Source organism: Pseudomonas sp. yb_9 (assembly GCF_043103635.1).
Lineage (GTDB): Bacteria > Pseudomonadota > Gammaproteobacteria > Pseudomonadales > Pseudomonadaceae > Aquipseudomonas > Aquipseudomonas monteilii.
The window spans coordinates 212,953-230,856 of sequence record NZ_JBICKA010000006.1; the positions used below are offsets into that span (position 1 = coordinate 212,953).

Annotated in this window: 13 protein-coding genes; 4 read left to right on the forward strand and 9 right to left on the reverse strand. The window is 52.4% G+C overall.

Annotation, left to right across the window (positions count from 1 at the left end):
* The first annotated feature begins 468 nt into the window (after positions 1–468).
* The 3 genes from ACF8MI_RS01285 to ACF8MI_RS01295 all read left to right on the forward strand — a co-directional run bounded on the left by ACF8MI_RS01285 (position 469) and on the right by ACF8MI_RS01295 (position 3,456).
* Positions 469–1,809: a hypothetical protein gene (locus ACF8MI_RS01285; protein ID WP_392517334.1), complete on the forward strand. Its 1,341-nt coding sequence runs from the start codon at positions 469–471 to the stop codon at positions 1,807–1,809.
* Positions 1,810–1,944: 135 nt separating this feature from the next.
* Positions 1,945–2,175 (forward strand): DUF2188 domain-containing protein, encoded by a 231-nt coding sequence (locus ACF8MI_RS01290; RefSeq protein WP_392517335.1) that lies wholly within the window; start codon positions 1,945–1,947, stop codon positions 2,173–2,175.
* 111 nt (positions 2,176–2,286) lie between these two features.
* Entirely contained in the window at positions 2,287–3,456 is a 1,170-nt protein-coding gene (locus ACF8MI_RS01295; RefSeq protein ID WP_392517336.1) for a DUF4238 domain-containing protein, read from the forward strand.
* A gap of 33 nt (positions 3,457–3,489) precedes the next feature.
* On the opposite strand, the gene ACF8MI_RS01300 is transcribed toward ACF8MI_RS01295, so the two are convergent.
* Entirely contained in the window at positions 3,490–3,999 is a 510-nt protein-coding gene (locus tag ACF8MI_RS01300) for an HAD family hydrolase (protein WP_392517337.1), read from the reverse strand.
* Positions 4,000–4,698: 699 nt separating this feature from the next.
* Here ACF8MI_RS01300 and ACF8MI_RS01305 point away from each other — a divergent pair.
* Positions 4,699–5,865 carry a hypothetical protein gene (locus ACF8MI_RS01305; RefSeq protein ID WP_392517338.1) on the forward strand — a complete coding sequence of 389 codons (1,167 nt, stop codon included), beginning with the start codon at positions 4,699–4,701 and terminating at the stop codon, positions 5,863–5,865.
* A gap of 675 nt (positions 5,866–6,540) precedes the next feature.
* Here ACF8MI_RS01305 and ACF8MI_RS01310 read toward each other — a convergent pair.
* From ACF8MI_RS01310 to ACF8MI_RS01345, 8 genes are all read right to left on the reverse strand, one after another.
* Positions 6,541–7,731, reverse strand: a complete 1,191-nt coding sequence (locus ACF8MI_RS01310; protein WP_392517339.1) for a DUF3800 domain-containing protein — start codon at positions 7,729–7,731, stop codon at positions 6,541–6,543.
* A gap of 308 nt (positions 7,732–8,039) precedes the next feature.
* Complete coding sequence (locus ACF8MI_RS01315) at positions 8,040–8,777, reverse strand: hypothetical protein (RefSeq protein ID WP_392517340.1); 738 nt, start codon at positions 8,775–8,777, stop codon at positions 8,040–8,042.
* Between the two features lie 56 nt (positions 8,778–8,833).
* On the reverse strand, positions 8,834–9,100 hold the full coding sequence (locus ACF8MI_RS01320; protein WP_392517341.1) for a hypothetical protein: 267 nt from the start codon (positions 9,098–9,100) through the stop codon (positions 8,834–8,836).
* Positions 9,101–10,045: 945 nt separating this feature from the next.
* Positions 10,046–11,383 carry a site-specific integrase gene (locus ACF8MI_RS01325; protein ID WP_392517342.1) on the reverse strand — a complete coding sequence of 446 codons (1,338 nt, stop codon included), beginning with the start codon at positions 11,381–11,383 and terminating at the stop codon, positions 10,046–10,048.
* Positions 11,384–11,408: 25 nt separating this feature from the next.
* On the reverse strand, positions 11,409–12,482 hold the full coding sequence (locus tag ACF8MI_RS01330; RefSeq protein ID WP_392517343.1) for a hypothetical protein: 1,074 nt from the start codon (positions 12,480–12,482) through the stop codon (positions 11,409–11,411).
* Positions 12,475–14,700, reverse strand: a complete 2,226-nt coding sequence (locus ACF8MI_RS01335) for a tyrosine-type recombinase/integrase (RefSeq protein ID WP_392517344.1) — start codon at positions 14,698–14,700, stop codon at positions 12,475–12,477. Before ACF8MI_RS01335 ends, ACF8MI_RS01330 begins: the two co-directional genes overlap by 8 nt.
* Positions 14,693–16,981, reverse strand: coding sequence for a hypothetical protein (locus tag ACF8MI_RS01340; protein ID WP_392517345.1), 2,289 nt, complete (start codon positions 16,979–16,981; stop codon positions 14,693–14,695). The genes ACF8MI_RS01335 and ACF8MI_RS01340 overlap by 8 nt, the downstream gene beginning before the upstream one ends.
* A 23-nt stretch (positions 16,982–17,004) precedes the next feature.
* Entirely contained in the window at positions 17,005–17,868 is an 864-nt protein-coding gene (locus ACF8MI_RS01345; protein WP_392517346.1) for a deoxynucleotide monophosphate kinase, read from the reverse strand.
* Positions 17,869–17,904: the final 36 nt, after the last annotated feature.

Here is a 17,904-nt window from a genome sequence, read left to right on the forward strand (position 1 = left end):
CACTTCTAAAAGTGCTGATTTCTCGTACGGGGAGTCTCTGCCAGAAGTCAGCAGTGGCGCGTGTGACGGCTATGTGCACCGGCTTGGGCATGAGGAATTTGCGGCGGGTGTTGGCCATCAACCGATTACAGGGAGTCCTTACTCAAAGCCGGTGAGCAGGTTGTGCCGTTTCAGTCGAGGGTAGCTCTGCTATAGGTAGCTGAGCCCTTGCGCCCCTCTATCAGGGCTGCGAGCTGTTGTAGACTTCGTCGGTCACTGTGGATTTGGGTAGGTGCTAGATCGATGGCTCGCGATGATTTCTCCCTAAACGTTCGTAACAAGTTAAGGGACAGGGTGTTGCATCGGTGCTCCAAGCCGGGCTGCAGGGTTCCGACCTCGGCACCCCATGATGAGGATGGCCTGACGAACGTTGGAAACGCTGCTCACATTTGCGCTGCATCGCCCGGTGGGCCCCGGTATGACGAGAGCATGACCCCGAACGAGCGGAAAGCTTTTTCCAACGGGATCTGGTTGTGTGCCATCCATGCAGCCGAGATCGATCGGGACATCGATTCTCATCCTCCCCAGTTGCTTAAGGAATGGAAGCGGCAAGCTGAAGCTGCAGCAAAGTCCGAGCTTGGGAAAGCGTTGCCCAAAGCGAGCGATGCGACCGATCTCTTGGCCATGACGCTCACGGGCATGCCTAGGCAGTTCCTTCCTAATGCTATACGCCAAGCGCATGAGGCATCAGCGCAGGTGCTGGCAAATGCTGATCGCCGCTTCGACATTGTGAGCAGGCACAGTCCCGAACACGGGACTTCATTTCAGGTAAATGCCAAGGAAGATGTGAAGCTGGCCATGCGGGTCGGCGGCCAAGACGCCCAGGTTGCGGCTGCTGGCTATGCCGCCCTGATGGAAACCGGTCACGGCTTTGAACTCGACGTAAAAAACGTCGGTTTTGAAGGTTCGCCCCTTTTTCAAGTGATTCAGGAAATGGTGGGACAGGACGGCGGTAGGCTACGTTTTTCCCCGCACGGTCAAGATGTCGTGTTCAAGCTGTGTGCAACGGAGCCCTCGACCGGGAATAAGATCTTCTTGGACGATATGCAAGGGAAGCTCACGTCCGGTACGAAATCATGTCGCCTTCAAGGGGAGGCCATGAATGGGATGTTGAGCCTGACGGCTGATGCCAACCACGATGGTCAGCGGTCGAGAATTCAGCTATTGCTAAGTACCGAGCGTTGGGTGTCTTGCGAAGTCGCCCGGCTGCCTTGGTTCAACAAGATCGCCTCATTTGTCGATGCGGTGGCCAATGCGTGGTTGATTGATCTTACCGTCGAGATGGACGGAGAGCCCATGGCCGGGATGAAACTTGATTTGGATCCTGGGGAATTTCAGCCGCTTACCTATGTGATTTCCTATATCAGACTGGCGAAAAAGCTCTCTGAGTTTCTGAGTGTTCCCATCGTTTATGAGGTTAACTGCACCATCAGCGACACCTCGTACGCCGACCTTGAAGCTGGTGTGGAGAATATCTGCGGTTACTACATTGACTTGGACACCCTTACATTCCCGCTGCCCGGTACCTGTGTCATCACGGCGCCCCATGTGGATCGACTGGTTGGGCAAACAATCGCTGCCGATGATTTCGAGGCCTTCGAGCAAAAGCAGATCTCGGTCTTTGGGCAGACCGTCGAATTGCCGAAAATTCGAAGGCTGCTCAACAGTGGACGGATCGAAGTGCTTAGCATTAAAGGCGGGATCGCCTCTGTTCATGTTCATCGGGCCCCTGGGATGACCGTGTTCAGTCACTACGAAAAATTCATCTGAATCTAGTAAGCCTGAGGGTTGTGTCATCCCTGCTAGGCACAATATGGTGTGTCTCTTTTAGAAGTGTGTCGCATATGTTGTGTTTTGTGCCTTGCCTGCTAATCTCAAGTGACGGTCTCCACTACGAGGTGTCATATGGCAGGCAAAGGCAAAAATCAGCATGTGGTTAAGCGTGAGGATGGTTGGGCGGTGCTCGGTGAGGGGAACAGTAAGGACACCTCGCACCACCGGACTCAGAAAGAGGCTGCAGAGGCCGCTAGGGCGATCGCACAGAACCAGAAGAGTGAAGTCTTGATTCACGGAAAGGACAACAAGATCCGCGCCAGGGATTCATACGGTAACGATCCGCATCCTCCTAAAGGGTAGTCTTTGATCAGTGTTCGTCAGGGACGGTTTACGCCGTCCCCTCTCTACTTTTGATCCGATTTTTGTGTGATCTGGCATCGGCCAGCGCGCTTCGTCTCGCAGAGGTAGTTAATGGCAGCACAGCAGTCGTACCGGCATCATTACGTGCCTCAGTGGTATCAACGGCGCTTTCTGGCTCCTGGTGGTACCGCTTTCAAAGTGCTCGATATGAAGCCTGATGTCTTTAGGGACAAGGCAGGAAACGTCAAGTATGGCCGGTCGATTTTGGACAAGGGGCCGAACGCGTGGTTCTTCGAGTCCGAGCTGTACACTGTGCGTGCATTTGGCATGGCGAATGGCGATATCGAAACGATGCTGTTTGGTGCGATTGACCTGGCCGGAAAGGCTGCGATAGATGCGTTGGTCAATGAAGACTGGGACGGAATGCACAAGACCTACCCAGACGTGTTTGAGTACATGGATGCGCAGCGTCTGCGTACTCCCAAAGGACTCGCGTTTTTGGCGCGGATTGCTCGGGCAAGAGATCAGTATGAACTGATGATGCAGATGCAGCGGCTGCGCAGAATGCACTGTACGATGTGGGGCGAAGGCATCTTGGAGATTTTCTCTTCCGAGAATGCAGGTGTGGACTTCATCTTTTCAGATCATCCGGTCACCTTCTTCAATCGCTTTGTGTTCCCTCAGGACAGGCGAGTGCCTGCAGGTCAAGACGCCCTCCATCCGTGGATGGGCACGCAAACTGTCTTCCCGCTAAGTCGCGATAAGCTGCTCGTCATCACACACCTTGAATGGGCGCGGAAGCAGGGTGAGCGTCGGGCGGTGAAAAAGCGAACTAATGCTCGCCTCTTCGATAACCCAATCGTACGCTACGACGACGTGAGGCGAGGAAGGCAGCTGTCCGCGAAACAAGTCAGGGAAGTGAATCTGATTGTGAAGCTACGCGCGCAGCGCTACATCGCGGGGAACAGCGAGGATGACCTCTACCCGGAAAAGCACCTCAAGACCACAGTGTGGAATAAGTTAGGGCTGTTTTTGATGCCTGACCCTGTGCATGTATGTATGCAGGGCGGAAGTATGTTCCTGAAGACTAATGATGGGCGTTATGTGTTCCAGGACGAGTTCGGGCGCCGCCCGAAATCCAGGGAAGAGTATGAGGCCAAGGTTAAGGAGGCCGAGGCGATGGAGGCGCACTTCAGAAGGCTGATAGCCAGGCACGATGCTGAGCAGGCGGAGAGGGAGTCGGAGCGAGATTCGGCGCGAGTCTCAGCGCGGGAGGCGTAATCGCATGGGCGTTGAGCTCTGGTTGGCGTTGAGCTATCTGTGGCTATCTCTTGGAGAATTGACGACGAACTCTGCAAACTGCTTCAAATCGTGAATCGGCCCTGAGCCTTTGCGATCAAAGTAAAAACCATGGATGCCAATTGTCCTTGGCCCATCGCGGTCGCAGCGCGGGGAGTCACCGATCATGACCACTTCTGTTGTGCCCTCGAACAAGTGCTCAGGCACAATCCCGAGCTCATTGCATGCTGACCGGTAAATCTCGGGCTCAGGCTTCATCATCCCAAGTTCATAGCTCAGCGCGTAGGCCGCATGGTTTGGCATCAGGGCCTTTACTGCTGGCCCGTACGGAGCTGCAAGGTTGCTGCATAAGGCGATGGCGATTCCGTAGTCTTGGAGAATAGCGAACGCTTCTACAGCGTCTTGATAGACCTCGATTGAGTCGAGCTCGCGCTGTAGTGCTCCCTCGATCTCTATCATGCGTATCGGTGCCACCTGGATGCCCAGGTTATCGGCAGCCTCTCGTAGTCCAAGACTATGGGTCATCAAGTGATGCAGGTCGTGAGGGCGGGGCGTCGACCATGCTTTGCGCCTTCGCGGAGCAACTGGCGATAAGGATTTGTGCGGCAGGTAATGTGGAGGGTCGTCCCGAACGCATCGAAAATGACGGCCTGGATCATTCGATTCCCCCCAAAGGTTGGTCAGAGACGTGGCGCGCGCATCCAAAGATCACTTGCTGTCCAAGATCTCCGAATGTATCTGATTGCTTAACTCCTAAACAAGCTCGCGTGCCAGAGCGATGTCGAATCTAATCATTTAGTTCCCTTCTAAGTCTAGCGCTGATGGTCAAGGCCCCATCTGCTCTGAAGTTTAAATTCCAATCTTGCGGAATAGATTATATGCTTGTGGATGATGGTTTGTGGTTCGTTATATTGCGGCTCTGTTCGATGGGGTTGTGTTTGATGAGGTTGGGTTTTGTCAGGTTTCGGTAATAAAGTTGAAGGGGCTTGGGGCGTTACACTGGCATAAATGTTTTGCGTAGAGTTTATCCAAGTTAAAATTTATTCAAATGGTTCTTCGTTTCGTCTAGCTCCGGAGTCGGGAGCTAAGAGGCTTAGACTTGTGTTCGCTCCGAGACGCTGAGCCAGATCAGTTGCTCAGCCCGTCGGCAACTGCGGGCACAGGCTTGGTTTTATTGAAGATCTAGTTTACATTGGTGCCTCACCGGATTCGGAAACAAGAAGTATGGTTGCCCATGCTGCAGAAGATAGATTGAAGAAATTTCATCATCCTGTTGAGGCCCGAGACTTCGAAACGCTTTGCGAAGACGTTTTTGAGTTTGTGCTCCAGGCCAGAAATATTTCGGTGATAAATCCAGGGTGTGGCCGAATTGGTCTTTATGGGAAGAGCGGAGATAGTCAGCATGGTATCGATATACGAGATCCGGCAACGCTCTCCGTGGCTCAATGTAAAAAACAGCGCGTGATAAGCTGCAAAATGCTTGAGGCTGAACTTGAGAAGCTTAAAGGGTACAAAGGGGGAGTTTCGCATTACTTCTTCATGGTCAGTGAGGATTTTGTAGGAAAAACATTAATAGAATGGATAGAAAAGCAGAATGCTTTGAATATTAAAAGGCGGCGTGATTCGTTTAAAAATGCCTGCGAGCCTGCGGTGGCAATGCCGGAACTTCATATAGTCGGTTGGAATGAGATAAGGGGCTACCTTGCTCAAAGCACCCATTTGCTATGGAAATGGGGGTTTCAGGTTCCCCCAGGCTGCGACTTTTCCTTCAGCCCTGCTGAGTTACGCGGCCTTGCTGAGGTAATTGAAAGCCTTGAGAAGCCTGTCGATCTCGCCAATTTTTCTCCGAACCATGAGACTGTCGATGCGATTCAGTCACTCATATCTAAAGCAGATTTAGTTGAAATAAAAAAGCTGGGTCGGCAGGAAATCGTCGACGCTAGCGTTGTCGACTGGCTGCGTAAATTTGTTGAAGAGTTGCGGAAGGTTTTTCAAGTAGGTCAAAAGTTCGATGAGGCAATGCGGAAAGTAAAAAGCAGGGACTTGGTTGTGTCCAAAGAGGGCTATTTACAACTAAATGAATTGATGCTCAATAAGGCTCGCTTGTCGGCTTATCCAGTTCTTAGAGGGTTGTATTTCAACTCCAAACGTCTTTTGAGGGTATTGTCCGAAGACGGAATCTCGTTGCTAGAGCCTGAGGAAATCGAAGGGTCGGAGGGAGTGGTTGATGTCGAAGGATATTCTAAGCTTCGGTTCAATTTTACGAAAAAAGGCCGCTATTATGGAGTCTATTATACCAACCCCAAAATAATGGTTGAGTTGGCCTCCAAGGTTTCAAAAGGTTTGAGGGGGATTAAGCCTTATATCAAATGCTCTGAGGCTAATGTTTGATTGGTTTGGCTGCTCTGCATCGTGCGATGCTGGAGTTTATTGTATGTTTGCCTGTAGCCGTGATTTACTGATATCATCAACAGCTCAGTCTATCACCCAGTAGCCTTCATTTCTCTTTTTCATACCTGCGCGCTGGTCAGGCTTGTGACGATGTCTCACTATGTAAAATAGGTCGCGAAAAACCTTGGACACCTCCGCAACATAAAAATGGCCGAGTCCAAACATATCCTTGCCTGCGCTTGATACATCAATTGTGGATAGAAGCTCCATGACCAAAGGTGGATTGGCGCCACCTGCTCTGGGGTAACTATGCACAGTTTTGGATGCAGCGATCGCACGATCCTTGCGCGAAGCATACAATGTCACTTATTCATATGTACTAAAGACCTTGCCGATTTGCTTGAATCGGTGGGCATCCACATCAGGCGCAGGCAGGATAATCCAACTTGGGGTTGCGTTTGGCTTGTTTTCCCAGTTCTCCAATACTGACAGTAGCGCTCGGTTTCCCATGCTAAGCAAGTACGGTGATTACCTGATTTGCTTCCAGCTTCCCGCGCTGTAGGCACAAGCCTAAAGAGCAGGCAGAGGGGAAGAGGGGGGCTATCCTACGATTGCGCCGCGCCCTTGGAGGCTGACCGGGAAGCAGCATTGCTGCGCCCCGGTCACAGCAGCTTGCTAGACCGGCGCTGTTAGATCATTGTGAGACCAGACGTAGTTTACTCCGTAGCCGTTGGAGTATTGCTCTGCTAAGGCCAGCAGATAGAACGCGGCGACCAGCTCTGGGGCTGGGTCGACTTTGTGAATGACGATGTCTTGAGCGTAGCGAACCAAGAATCCAGTGAGGATATCCGCTGCTTGGATGCCGAGAGATTCTTCCGAGCGTCCGATGGACATTTCTGCCTGCTCTAGGAACCGATAGTTTGTTGTTGGTGAAACCTCTCGCGTGACGGTGGCGCTTTCTGCTGCTTCCTTGGCCGAAAACAGGATGTCGTCGAACTGCGTCTGTACGTCGTGGACGATCTTTACCCGCTCGATATTCCCATCATGTGCATAGTTGATGCGGGCGTAGATGTTGGTGAGCGAGGAGTAGTTCGGAAGGATCCAGACCTCCTTACCTTTCTTTCCTGTGTCCGGAAGTGGTAGGAAACGCCGAACGGCCTCGGTTTCGCTGGGCTCTTGGGTGAGCATGATCTGGAAATCTTCCATCGCCGTGGTCACGGATGTCACGAGTGATCGGTGCAGCTCAGTCGAACCAGAATGGGCGAACCGGAGCAAGGTCTCGAAAGCCATTAGGAGGCCTTCCTTGCTCTGGCTATTGCAGGCGTCAAAGTAGCTTTTAAAAACTTCGTTAGGCGCATGTTTTGTCAAGAATTGGGAGAACACATTCCGGATGAAATTGAGCTTTTGGCTTTCGCCGCCTCGGAAGTAGGGAGGGCATACTAGGTAGAAGACTAAGTTGGTAGCGATGAAGTACTTCTTCTCTGTCAGCTCAACGAAGAAAGGAATTTTCTTGTCCTTGATGAGCTTCACAAGATCTAGGATGAACTTGGGTTTCCCCTTGTAAATTTTGGTTGACTTGAGATCGTTGGTCTGGATCCGATGTTTTGCCTTTAACTCGGTGATATCATTGTTGAACTCGACCATGTTCCTGACACCTAGGCACCCCAGGCCAAAATAAGGTTGGCCTCCGAAGCTCAAACTCTCCCCACCAAGGGTCAGGTCGCCCGTATTTCCGGACTCGTCAATAAAATAGGTGATTTCTGCTACATCTTGTCTGCCTTGATCCGGCATAATCTGCTCGCTCCCAGCGCTTTGATGATTGATCTGCAAATCCGATGCCGATGAGGTCATGGTGTCACGCTGCATGCCTAGCATTCGGCCATCACGGTTAAGCGCTCAATTGGGGCGATCACGGCGATCTCAAGCTTTGTCCCTCAGAACTGACAGCCATGTACCCAAGACATCTGACGATCCGGGTTACATCGAGAAGCTGATCGCATCGGGTGAGAAGCGCATTCGGGAGATGTAGTACCTCACGCGCATTCTCGTTTACCCACGTTGGTTGCGAGAGGAAGGCTTGTCTCCCAGTGCGCTCAAGCTTTTTTGCCGAGACATTCTTTTTGGACGACCACGGCTCGCAAAAGGCCTTCAGGTTCGTCCCGCACCCTCCAAAGTTATGCTCTCGCCAACTGCGTGAAGATGTCCTGATAGATGTCGCTATCCGCTAGAGCGAACAGGAGCATCTCCACCTCGTGAATATGCTCAGTGTCATCCCAGAGAAGCGTGCTCACGTTACGCACGAGCGTCAGGTATTGTAGGTAGGCCTGGTTATCTGGAATGAAGTGCGCTTGCTTCAGTCGCTTTGGATCACTGCTCTCGCCACTTTCTAGGCGCTTAGTCAGGAGCAGGGTATTGATATCCAGTATCCTCAGACGAGTGTTGCGACCCTCTGGCATCGGGAAAATTGGATGCTCAGCGCCGTTCATGTAGTTGATCGCGTTCAGCGAGTACGCCACGCGAGCATCATAAATGCAGGCCCAGTCGGGGCACACAACCGATGCCCACTTTGACCAGCTGCTGATTCGCGCGAACGGGGGAGTGAACGTGACTGGCGCTACCGGGCTGCCTGCGTGCTGGCTGAATAGACTGAGCGTCTCGTCGACTCTGGAGAATCGTTTGATGCCGCCCCAGTCTCGGATGAAGTAGGTTGCGATCACCCCATGCTGATGTGTATTCGTGCTAGCCTGGGCGCGCAGATGGTTTTTGAGCTCTAGCGTTTTCTCAAACCAGTTGGCGCCCGTGAATTCGATAGCGAATTTTTCCGCAGCTAAAGCCTCGTCGAACTTCCAGTCATACAAAAACGGCAAGCGATCTTTTTTCTCTTCCAGATACTGCGCTACAGCTTTATCCATGGCTGATACTCGCAAAGGGGGGGGCAGCCTGAGCCCGCAGGGCTCAGGCCTTCACGTTAGGCGGTTTCGCTTTCTACTTCGACCAGTTTGAACCGTACGCCGTCGCCGGTTCGCACGATCTCTAGCCCATCAAGACGTCCCGCAACGCGGTTTGGGAAGCGCGGGGTGCCGGCGAAGTCGATGTCCATGTGATAGATGAAAAGATCGCCCTGCAGCTCACCAAGGACGTTCTCTCGCTCATAGTAAACGTTACCGATGAAATGGCCTGGGCTGGACTCGTCCAGGGTGCTGACGAGGTTGTAGCGGGTACCTGCCTTTAGCATGCGAAGATCCTTACGAAAGAAAAAAGCAGCCGACCAAGCCGGCCTAAGTGTCGACCGCGTAGCATGCCAGAGCACCTTGCGCCGGTCACTAGATCGGATGGGCAATCTGCAGCTTGAAGTGCTGGAGGGGGCGGTACGGTATTGTCCTGCCAGGATGAAAGGCGAGGACAGCCGGGCTGGCGGGATGAGATTGGCATAAGCCATTTGTCCGCCCAGGGGGCTTACTTGCCCCGCCAGCCAGTCGCTAGCGCTAAGACGCCTTGGAAGGCGGCTCATTTGGCACGCTGGCCTGTCCTGACGTCAGCCACAATTTTATTGAAACGATGAACCAATCGGGCAGGCTTCTAGGCGTGGAGTACAAATGTATCCTTTGCTTGACGAGGCTCTAATTCGCCTACAAGGCACGGGCTGTGTGACGCTTCATACGCATATCTTTTCCCATCGCGGGAGCCTTTACCGAGCGGTATCAAAATGATATCAATAGATTTTCACATCCAGGAAGGGTATGCACATGGCACTCAGTGACAAAGCAGCAGCGAGCTCTGCGATCGCTACAGGGGCAGCGGCAGGCGTAGCTAATGCCTCGTTGGTCTACGGAGGTGCGGTTGCAGCAGCCAATGCTGCCGGGCTCAGTGGTGCAGCGGCTACCAGTTCTGCGTTAGCAGCACTGGGTGGAGGTGCCGTAGCGGCGGGTGGTGGCGGGATGGCGGCTGGGGTCATGGCTGTAGCCACAGCTGCTGCATGGCCTGCTGCTGCAGTGGCTGTGGCTGGCTACGGTGGCTATCGTCTGTATAAGTGGCTTCGATAGCATCAACCCTTGGCAACCTGGTTGAAAAGGTTGGTCTGACTTGCTGCTTCTAGCTCGAAGCCGCCGCCCGGTCTCGCCCAAGAGACCGATCGGTGGGATTGGTGGGCTTGTCTTGTGGTTGGAGCCGTTTGCATGCATCACGCAGCTTCTTCGGCTTCTCCATCAGGAGGCCCACCCGCCGCAATGTCCTTCGGCAGTTCAAGGTGTTTGACAAAGCCTCGAATAGTTTGAGCGGGCGACTCAATGAGGTCAAAGGTTTTGCCCTTGTGCACCATCATGATCACCCGAGCCATATCGATGTAATACTTGTAGGTCGTCTCGATGTCCTCATGCCCAAGCTGCTGGATGATGGCCTGTGACGTGGCTGCATACAGCACTTCCATAGGTTCGGTAAGCAACCGGTCGCCAAAGGTTTCGATAATGTGTTGTGTCGGCCACCAGTGTCTGTTTTGATAGAATGTGAGATGGCTTCGAAATGGTCTGCCTTCCTTCAGAAGTTTTGCTTTTGCGTCATTGGTGCGTGAGGAAATCAATGACTCACTGACAGGCTTGCCATTTTTATTGAGGAAAAGAATGCTCGGTGGGCAATCATGTCCGTACCTTTTTTTGTAGAGCTTTTTACGAATCGAATAGTAGGGGGTAATGTAGTTATCTTCCAGGGCTTTCAGATCGTCCATGTTAATGGTGATCTGCCGATCTTTATTCCCTTTGCTATCGATGACTTCGTATTTCGTGGTTGGGCCCGTATGATCCATTTCAGAATATGGCATTATATGAATGTTCTTACCGTTTCCATACAGTGGAAACTTCACAAGATCCATGGGGCGCATCGCCGTCCCTAGTCCCAAATTGAATAGAACTGCATAAACGGGGTCAGGGTAAGCGCCGAGCAGTAACTCGATTTCCTGATCAGTGATGAGGAAATTGGATTTTCGCTGGCGACTTTTCTTTTCCAGAACCCTGATGTTGTCACTATCGATCTTCATGCGACTTCGGGTTTGAATGTAATTCAACATTCTTGTGCTGCGAAAATTCGCACGCCAGGTTTTGAATAACACATCGACATTGGTCAGAAAGCCCCTGTTATTCAGCCAGTCAAAAAATGTCAATAGAATCTTGGCGTCTTCAAAAGTTGTTTCCAGGCTTGGGCCCAGAGATTGCCTCTGAATCCGCTCCACCTGACGCTGAACTTGCCAGCGCATGATGTCGCGATTGTCTGCAAGCATATGGTATACGCCAAGTTCCTGCCCCTTGAACTTCGGCTGAGTCGAGAGGAAGCGGTAAAACATGGATATGATTGACGCATATCGATTTGAGGTTCTCAGCGAGCTACGTGTTCTTTGGTAAAGAAAAATATTTGGATGGCTGAGAAGAATTTTTTGACCACGCTGCTCGGCAATTAAAATGGTGTGAGTTACCTCTTTGCAGATTTCCAGGCTGTGATAGGTAATGTCTTTTGTAGTGATTTTTAGCATCTGTGAGTACTCTTCTAGGCCTTGGTCAGTCGCCTTGCTTTATTTTAAAAAATACAACTTCGTCGATGCCCCATTCAATGCTAGGGTTCGTCGCGGTGTCGGCGCCCTTGATTTCAGTTGGGGGGAGTTGGAATTTTTGATAAATAAAGGTGCGCTGCGCTTTTTTCTCATTATCAGAGGCGGAGTAGGGTATGTGGATGCTTCGCTTGAATTCGGTGGGAATTTGTTTAATGAAATTTTGAAATTCGCTGCGACTGAATAGAGGTAGTCTCACGATAATGCTGAGCTCGTTGCGCAAGCTTGTGTAGTTTTCGGCAAAGGTGCTAAACCGCGATATGTATCGGTCGGCAAACATCACTACGTGTACGTCAGGAGTATTTTGATATTTTGAAATTTTGTCGCGAATGGTGCGGATTTCGTTGGACTTGGCTGTTTCGAACGCCTCAAGCGTTGCATTGCGTTTGAAGGACATGCTCAAAGTTTCAATATCGACATTGAATATGAGCTTGTTTTGGTCAGGCAGCGTTCTTCCTAACGCGGTCGCGCCTGCAATGAGACCTCCAGATTGCATTAATTTGAGTTCCAGACTGCTAATCTGCTTCAGCAACTCGGCGTTATGCAGGGTCTGTTTCTCCAGGGCGCTGCGTATCTTGTTGCCTTCGAGAAGCACGACATCGCTGTTCATGAGGGACGTGATGTGCGAGCTCAGGGCCTTGTCCAATGCCCTTTCGTGGGCGACCTGCAGCTTTTCGAGCTTTTTCTCGTACTTGGCTTCAATTTCATTGATCGCGGTCTGCGTTTCGACCTGCTCTCGCAGTGGCGTACCCTCGACTAACTCAACCACGTCACGCCTGCCAGCTATGTAGGGCTTGAGGTCGCCGTAGTAGCGATCCAGCGCCTGCCGGCTAATGCCGGCATCCTTGGCCAGATTGACTAACTTGAGCTTGGCTTTATTGCCCGCCAGGTAATGGTCGACAATCAGCTTGACTAGCAGGGCGCGCCGGTCGGCGACCCATGGTTCAACAGAATCGCCTATGGGCACTCCGCTTGCGCTGGGGGGCGGAGTTGGTTGGGCGGGGATGCTCTTGATTTTAGACATGCTGTACCCCGATCAGCTGGGATGATGAATGTCCAGTCGCGTTCAGGTTGGCCAAGTGCACCTGAATGGAGGCAATCCGGCGCTGCAGTTCATACTCAACGTGGTGGGCGAGCTTGCCATTACCGGCCTGGAGTACCTGGTTATAGAAGGTTTCGTTGTCGACCAACGCTTGCTTGGCCGTTTCGAGCACAATGATTTTCTTGCAATCCAATTGGCAGTTGTTCGGATCTGGCATGATCAAGTCACCCTCGATCTTACGCCCGTGAAGGCAGGGCGGCAGGGTTTCCATCGTGAACTGCTCGCCCGTGAGGCAGTACGTGCCGACGGCAGTACGACGTACGAACAGGGGTTCGCCGCTGGCCAGGATGTGAGAGATGTAGCTCAGCAGCGACAGCTTGAACTGCTTGCCGGCGAACTCGTCAGGACGCTTGAAGATCTGGCTGTAGATGCGTTTGGCTGCGTCGCCGGAGTGCGCGCCAAGGCGAATGCCGGCAACGATCTCGTGGAACTCCCGCGTATAGCTCTGCTCGATCGCGATCGCCACCGTGCGCACCATCAGTGGGTTGCGAGCGATGTAGCGCAGCGTCATGGCGTAGCTGTGGTGCCCGAACAGTGCGCGGATGATGTCGATGTTGCGTTCGTCCCGGTTGATCAGGATCTCGGCGATGGTCTTGCGGAAGCGGTGGCAGTGCAGGCGCTCGATTGGGAGCGCTTCCTTCAACTGAAGGATGATGTAGTTGATCAGACCTGGGGTCGCTTTTTTGACCTCGCGAACCGAGCGCTGGGCCTGGAACAGCCAACCTTCCCTTTTAAAGGGTTCGATGCTGCGGACGTCTTGGTACTGCCGGATCATGTCACCCAGAAACTTAGGGATCGGGAGCTGATCTTCTTCCCCATGTTTCGGATTTTTGGCGGTCTTGAAGCGCACAATGCGCATCCAGTAATCGCCGTTTGCGTCTTGGGTGAGGTCGTCAAAGTGCATGATCGCAAGCTCTGATTTCCGGGCTCCAGTGATCAGTGCAGTCAAGACGAAGATTGAGTTGCGGATGCCCTCCAGCACGCGGGTATAGCCGTCAAACCAAGTGTATGAATATTGTTGGATGCCATCTTTGACATGATTACGGATCTGCGGTGTCATCACGGTCTTTTCATCGACCGTGATGGTCATCAACCTTTCAATCTCGGTCTGACGAGTGGAGCGCGTCAAGACGCGGTCGGCCAGGTAAGCCACCTCAGTGTCTACAAGGTAGTCCTTGAACGCCTTGAGCTTGGGCATCACACCTTCGAGCCAGAACATCGAGTAGTCCATCAGGGCCTCAAGATCCTCTTCCGAGTAGCTCACCCAGCCGTCCATGGTGCCCTGGAAGCGGCTTTTGACCACTTCTTTGCGGCGTTCAGGGGTGTCGATTTCTTCTAGCTGGATGTCGAGACGCAGTTCTTCTGGTATCAGCTTGTGTTGGGACAGGTTGATCCAAAGTCGGATTGTTTTGAACAGCGAGAAGTAGTGGTTCTTCGATCCGTGATTCTTGGCCGCCTCAAACGCTTTCAGAACCATCGGGGTTGAAACTAGCTGGATGTGCTCGGGGCGCGCTGTGATCTTGTTCGGCTCGAACAGGTATTGCTCAAGGTTCTTGTACTCATTAGCCCATTGTTTTGTGGTAACTGCTGAGCGAATGTAGCTAAAGGGGGAAAATTCAGGAACGACGTGATAGATCAATGCCCGCTTGAGATCATTGGAGCCAGGGAGCTTGCGGTCGAAACGAATATTGTTAGGGAATGCATGCTGGCCGTGGGGAAGGCGCCAGATAGCGTCCGTATAGTTGGAAGCCTCGCAAACAGGGAAATTTCCATTTGCAAGCTCCAGTTTTTTGACAAGCGTGATGGACGGCTCTGCAACCGCAGTGTCGAGCTCCTCGCTTAGCCCTTCAACTTCTTCCAGCTCCGACTCGGCAGAGTCCTCCTCAGCTTCTTGTAGCAGGCGATCTTCTTCGCTGAGCTCGCCATCGTCTTCTGGTTCATCCTCTGGGTTGTCTTCGTTCTTGGGTTTTTGTTTGTTCTTGATTGGCTTCTGGTTTTGCTTCTCCTCCTGGCTAGATTCCTGCAAATCAAGGGTGGCCTGATAGGATTCAGAGCGATGAGGCGTCGTTTCGCTGGCAGCAGCAAGCTGGTGGGCATCTTCGGTGTAACGCAGGTCAAATTGCTCGGTGTTATTAGACATTTTGGGCCTCGCTCTCAAAGATGATTTCCAGCATTTTCAGGTCGCGTGGTAGCAGCGGAGAGTGGTATCGGCGGTAGCGCTCAGCGGCCTCCACATCGTCCTCGTCCCCCCATTCGTCGATGATGTACTGGATGACCTCCCTTTCTTTGGCAAGGCGTGAGCGGAAGCCATCTGCGTTCTCCTCGTTCAAGAGCTCGGACAAATGGGCCTCCCGTTCCATTAGGTAAGGCAGAGAGTCGGCAAACAGACGCAACTGGCTGCAAAAGATGCATTCATGAATGGCGAAGCACTTGCGGCCTGTGCTCACAATGATCTCAGACCCTGTCCAGTCGGGCCTCATCTGGTCGGCGCAGCTCCACAGCGGTTGGGTTTTGCCGGGAATGTGAAAGACTTTGAGGTTGGCCTTCGCGTCAGCCTGCGCTTGCTTACCCAGCAAACCTTTAAATTGTCGCGTTCGTAGCAGCTTGATAACTTCTTCAAGCTCTGAGCGCAGTCGCTTCAGCCGCTCCATGTGCGCCGCACTGGAGTTGTCGTAGAAGATGTCAGTGGTTTCCCGGTCGGCATGGCCCAAGGTCTGGGAGAGCAGGGCGACGGGGTTGAATTTCTTCTTGTACAGGAGCCAGGTTGGCCGGAAGCGGCGGGTCAGCTCAGAGGCTGATGTCAGCCTTTTACCATCGTCGATGACCTCGTACTGCCGCAAGAATTGTTGTACGCCAACACGGAACGTCTTGGGGTGAGCAATTGAGGTATGACGCCCACCCTTTTCCCATTCGCCCCACGGACGAATGCACGCAAACATCGGGTTCATCCGCTCTTCGGTTTGCAGGGCGGGGATGACATCCCACGGATAGTCGGCGAGTGGTGCGGAGAGCTCTTTTGCCATTTCAATCAGCGTGTAGAAGCTCAACGGGTCGCCTTTGCGAGTTGGCAAGCTGATGCGTTTTGGCGACTCGAACGGTTTACCAGCGCCTTGGGAGCGATTTTTCTCCGACCATACAACTTTGATAGCTTCCTCGATCGTACCTGTCAGAATGTGTTCGAAGTCATTTTGGTCAATTGCCAAAGCAGTTTCTTTGTTCCAGCCGCTTTGGAACATCATGAACATCAGGATGGCAGTCATGTCCACAATGTTCGGATAGTAGAGGCTGAGCATTTCATCCATGCCCAGTACGGAATCGGATCTTCCGTCCGCTCGATTTGCAGTTGTAATGCGATGGATGATCATTTTAATCACATCATCGCTGTCATACGGAGCGACAGTTGTCGAGCTTCTTCGATATTCCTTGTATAGCAGGGCTGGGTCGTACGAAAATGGAAAACCATGCACTACGAACGTTTTGATTGTACGTGCGTAATCCAGATTCCAGCGCCCGAAGCCACCGGTATCGAAGGGATCTTCTGTACCAGTAAGGGTGTAGCTATCCTTGTCGCGTTCATAAATGCGTTTGAATTTGTTAATGCAATATCTGTCCTCGGCTAAGGCGCGGATCTCTGGGTCATCAGAACGTAAGAAACGCGCGGCATAGACGGGCCGCCTCGGCTCAGCTTTTCCATTTCGGACAATGAAGCACTGCCATTCGAAAAGCCTTTCCTTTGTTGTCATAGGCTTTACCGTGTCCAATACCTCAGTCGCTGTGTAGGGCAGGGCCGCTTCAACTTCCTCCCGAAACCTGAACTTGGCATAGAGCGTCAACATGTGTTGGCGGAATGCTTTTTCAAAGCTTTCAAAACCATCAGGAGTAAGGGGAGGGCTGCCTTTCTTCCTAGGCATTGGAACGCTTGGGAGTAGGAGTCGTGGAATATTTCCCGTCTCTTCAGCCGTAACTTTTACCGCCGTCTTGAACCGTTCAGCTGTCGCCATCGGGATCTGATTGTCATCCAGGTAATTCATGTAACCCTGAAAGACTTCACTCGTAATATCTACATATTTATTGATGTGTAGCGCTGGTGGGTTTCGATCATTATGCTTCTTGATATAATCAAGCATGTGCTCGATAGAGGAGCGCAAGAGGTAGCCGTTGGAATGCGCCCTGTCTGGAGCGTAGTAGGTAAAAATGAAGTGCAGCTTCTGACACAGGTCAGAGTCTGCATCGTAATGCGGGCTGAGCATGTACCGGCATGGAATCTCTACGTCATTTGATGCAACGACACGAGGGAGAGATTGACCATCGTCAATGAAGGTTGCCGGCGGCTCGATAGGCTCCAACTCTGCTTGTTCAATTTCCGAGGAGTTTAGGTTGGCTTCGATGTGAGAGCTTGGTTTGTTCTCAAAGGCTGTCATTGGTAGTCTTCTTATTCTTGTTGTTATTCTTTGTTATTGTTCTTTTTGGTTGTATTTCTATGTTGAGTGGTGTTGCTGTGCTGGATGGTTTTGTATTGTTGCCACGCTTCTTGAACGACTGTCTGCAAATCGCTCAGAGAACCGTCGTTAGTGATCAACAGGTCATCGAGGGCTCGGGCGATGCCATGCTCGGATGAGTGCGCATTCACCTTCTGGAGATTTGGGCGGACGATGTGCCAGATCTGGCCGTTGTGCGAACGGAGAAAGGCAGCTTCGTTTTCGAAGCGGATATCCTTGAAAATCACCGTCGTGGCGTCCGCAGGGATCTTGCTACGTGGCTTCAAAGGCTCGACAGGGCGTTGGGCGCGTCGGGTGTCGTAGTCGGGGTACAGGTCGTAGGTGTGGCTTTTGAGCAGTTCGATCGCTTCTGCAGGCGACAGGCCCCAAGTGATGTCTTGGGTGGCGAGCAGTCCTGGGTCGGTCAGTTGGTCGAGCGTCAAGTCGAAGATGGCTTGGGCGGCGAGGGTGAACGGAGTGTCCTCAGCTTTTGAATGAGTGGCTTTGGCCGCACCGGTCAACGAGGCGACAGGTGGATTGATTTCGCGTTCTGCTCGGATCAACCAGTGGTCTGGGTTATGATTGCGCATCCATTCGGTACCCACCGTTTGGAAGAACTCTCTAGGCGAGCGGCCCCACAGCTCGATCGTTTGTTCCTTGATGTCGTCGCACCAGGTTTCGTCTTCGCTCAGACCGAACAGAGCCTGGCAACCGAGCTTCAACGGATCAGCGAGAGCATAGGCGGCTACACCCGGGTAGCTCAGCAGCATCGACGCCACGGTGTCTTTTCCTGACCGCGCCAGGGCAGCTAGGCCGATGATCGTTCTCATTTGGTACTCCTTGTTTTCGGCGCCTAGGCCCCGGAT

What these genes read in the sequence shown, in the direction of transcription:
- ACF8MI_RS01315 (WP_392517340.1), bottom strand. Translation starts at nt 8,777, where the DNA reads ATGGATAAAGCTGTAGCGCAGTATCTGGAAGAGAAAAAAGATCGCTTG.
- ACF8MI_RS01300 (WP_392517337.1), bottom strand. Translation starts at nt 3,999, where the DNA reads ATGACCCATAGTCTTGGACTACGAGAGGCTGCCGATAACCTGGGCATC.
- ACF8MI_RS01320 (WP_392517341.1), bottom strand. Translation starts at nt 9,100, where the DNA reads ATGCTAAAGGCAGGTACCCGCTACAACCTCGTCAGCACCCTGGACGAG.
- ACF8MI_RS01310 (WP_392517339.1), bottom strand. Translation starts at nt 7,731, where the DNA reads ATGCAGCGTGACACCATGACCTCATCGGCATCGGATTTGCAGATCAAT.
- ACF8MI_RS01340 (WP_392517345.1), bottom strand. Translation starts at nt 16,981, where the DNA reads ATGACAGCCTTTGAGAACAAACCAAGCTCTCACATCGAAGCCAACCTA.
- ACF8MI_RS01345 (WP_392517346.1), bottom strand. Translation starts at nt 17,868, where the DNA reads ATGAGAACGATCATCGGCCTAGCTGCCCTGGCGCGGTCAGGAAAAGAC.
- ACF8MI_RS01305 (WP_392517338.1), top strand. Translation starts at nt 4,699, where the DNA reads ATGGTTGCCCATGCTGCAGAAGATAGATTGAAGAAATTTCATCATCCT.
- ACF8MI_RS01295 (WP_392517336.1), top strand. Translation starts at nt 2,287, where the DNA reads ATGGCAGCACAGCAGTCGTACCGGCATCATTACGTGCCTCAGTGGTAT.
- ACF8MI_RS01330 (WP_392517343.1), bottom strand. Translation starts at nt 12,482, where the DNA reads ATGTCTAAAATCAAGAGCATCCCCGCCCAACCAACTCCGCCCCCCAGC.
- ACF8MI_RS01325 (WP_392517342.1), bottom strand. Translation starts at nt 11,383, where the DNA reads ATGCTAAAAATCACTACAAAAGACATTACCTATCACAGCCTGGAAATC.
- ACF8MI_RS01285 (WP_392517334.1), top strand. Translation starts at nt 469, where the DNA reads ATGACCCCGAACGAGCGGAAAGCTTTTTCCAACGGGATCTGGTTGTGT.
- ACF8MI_RS01335 (WP_392517344.1), bottom strand. Translation starts at nt 14,700, where the DNA reads ATGTCTAATAACACCGAGCAATTTGACCTGCGTTACACCGAAGATGCC.
- ACF8MI_RS01290 (WP_392517335.1), top strand. Translation starts at nt 1,945, where the DNA reads ATGGCAGGCAAAGGCAAAAATCAGCATGTGGTTAAGCGTGAGGATGGT.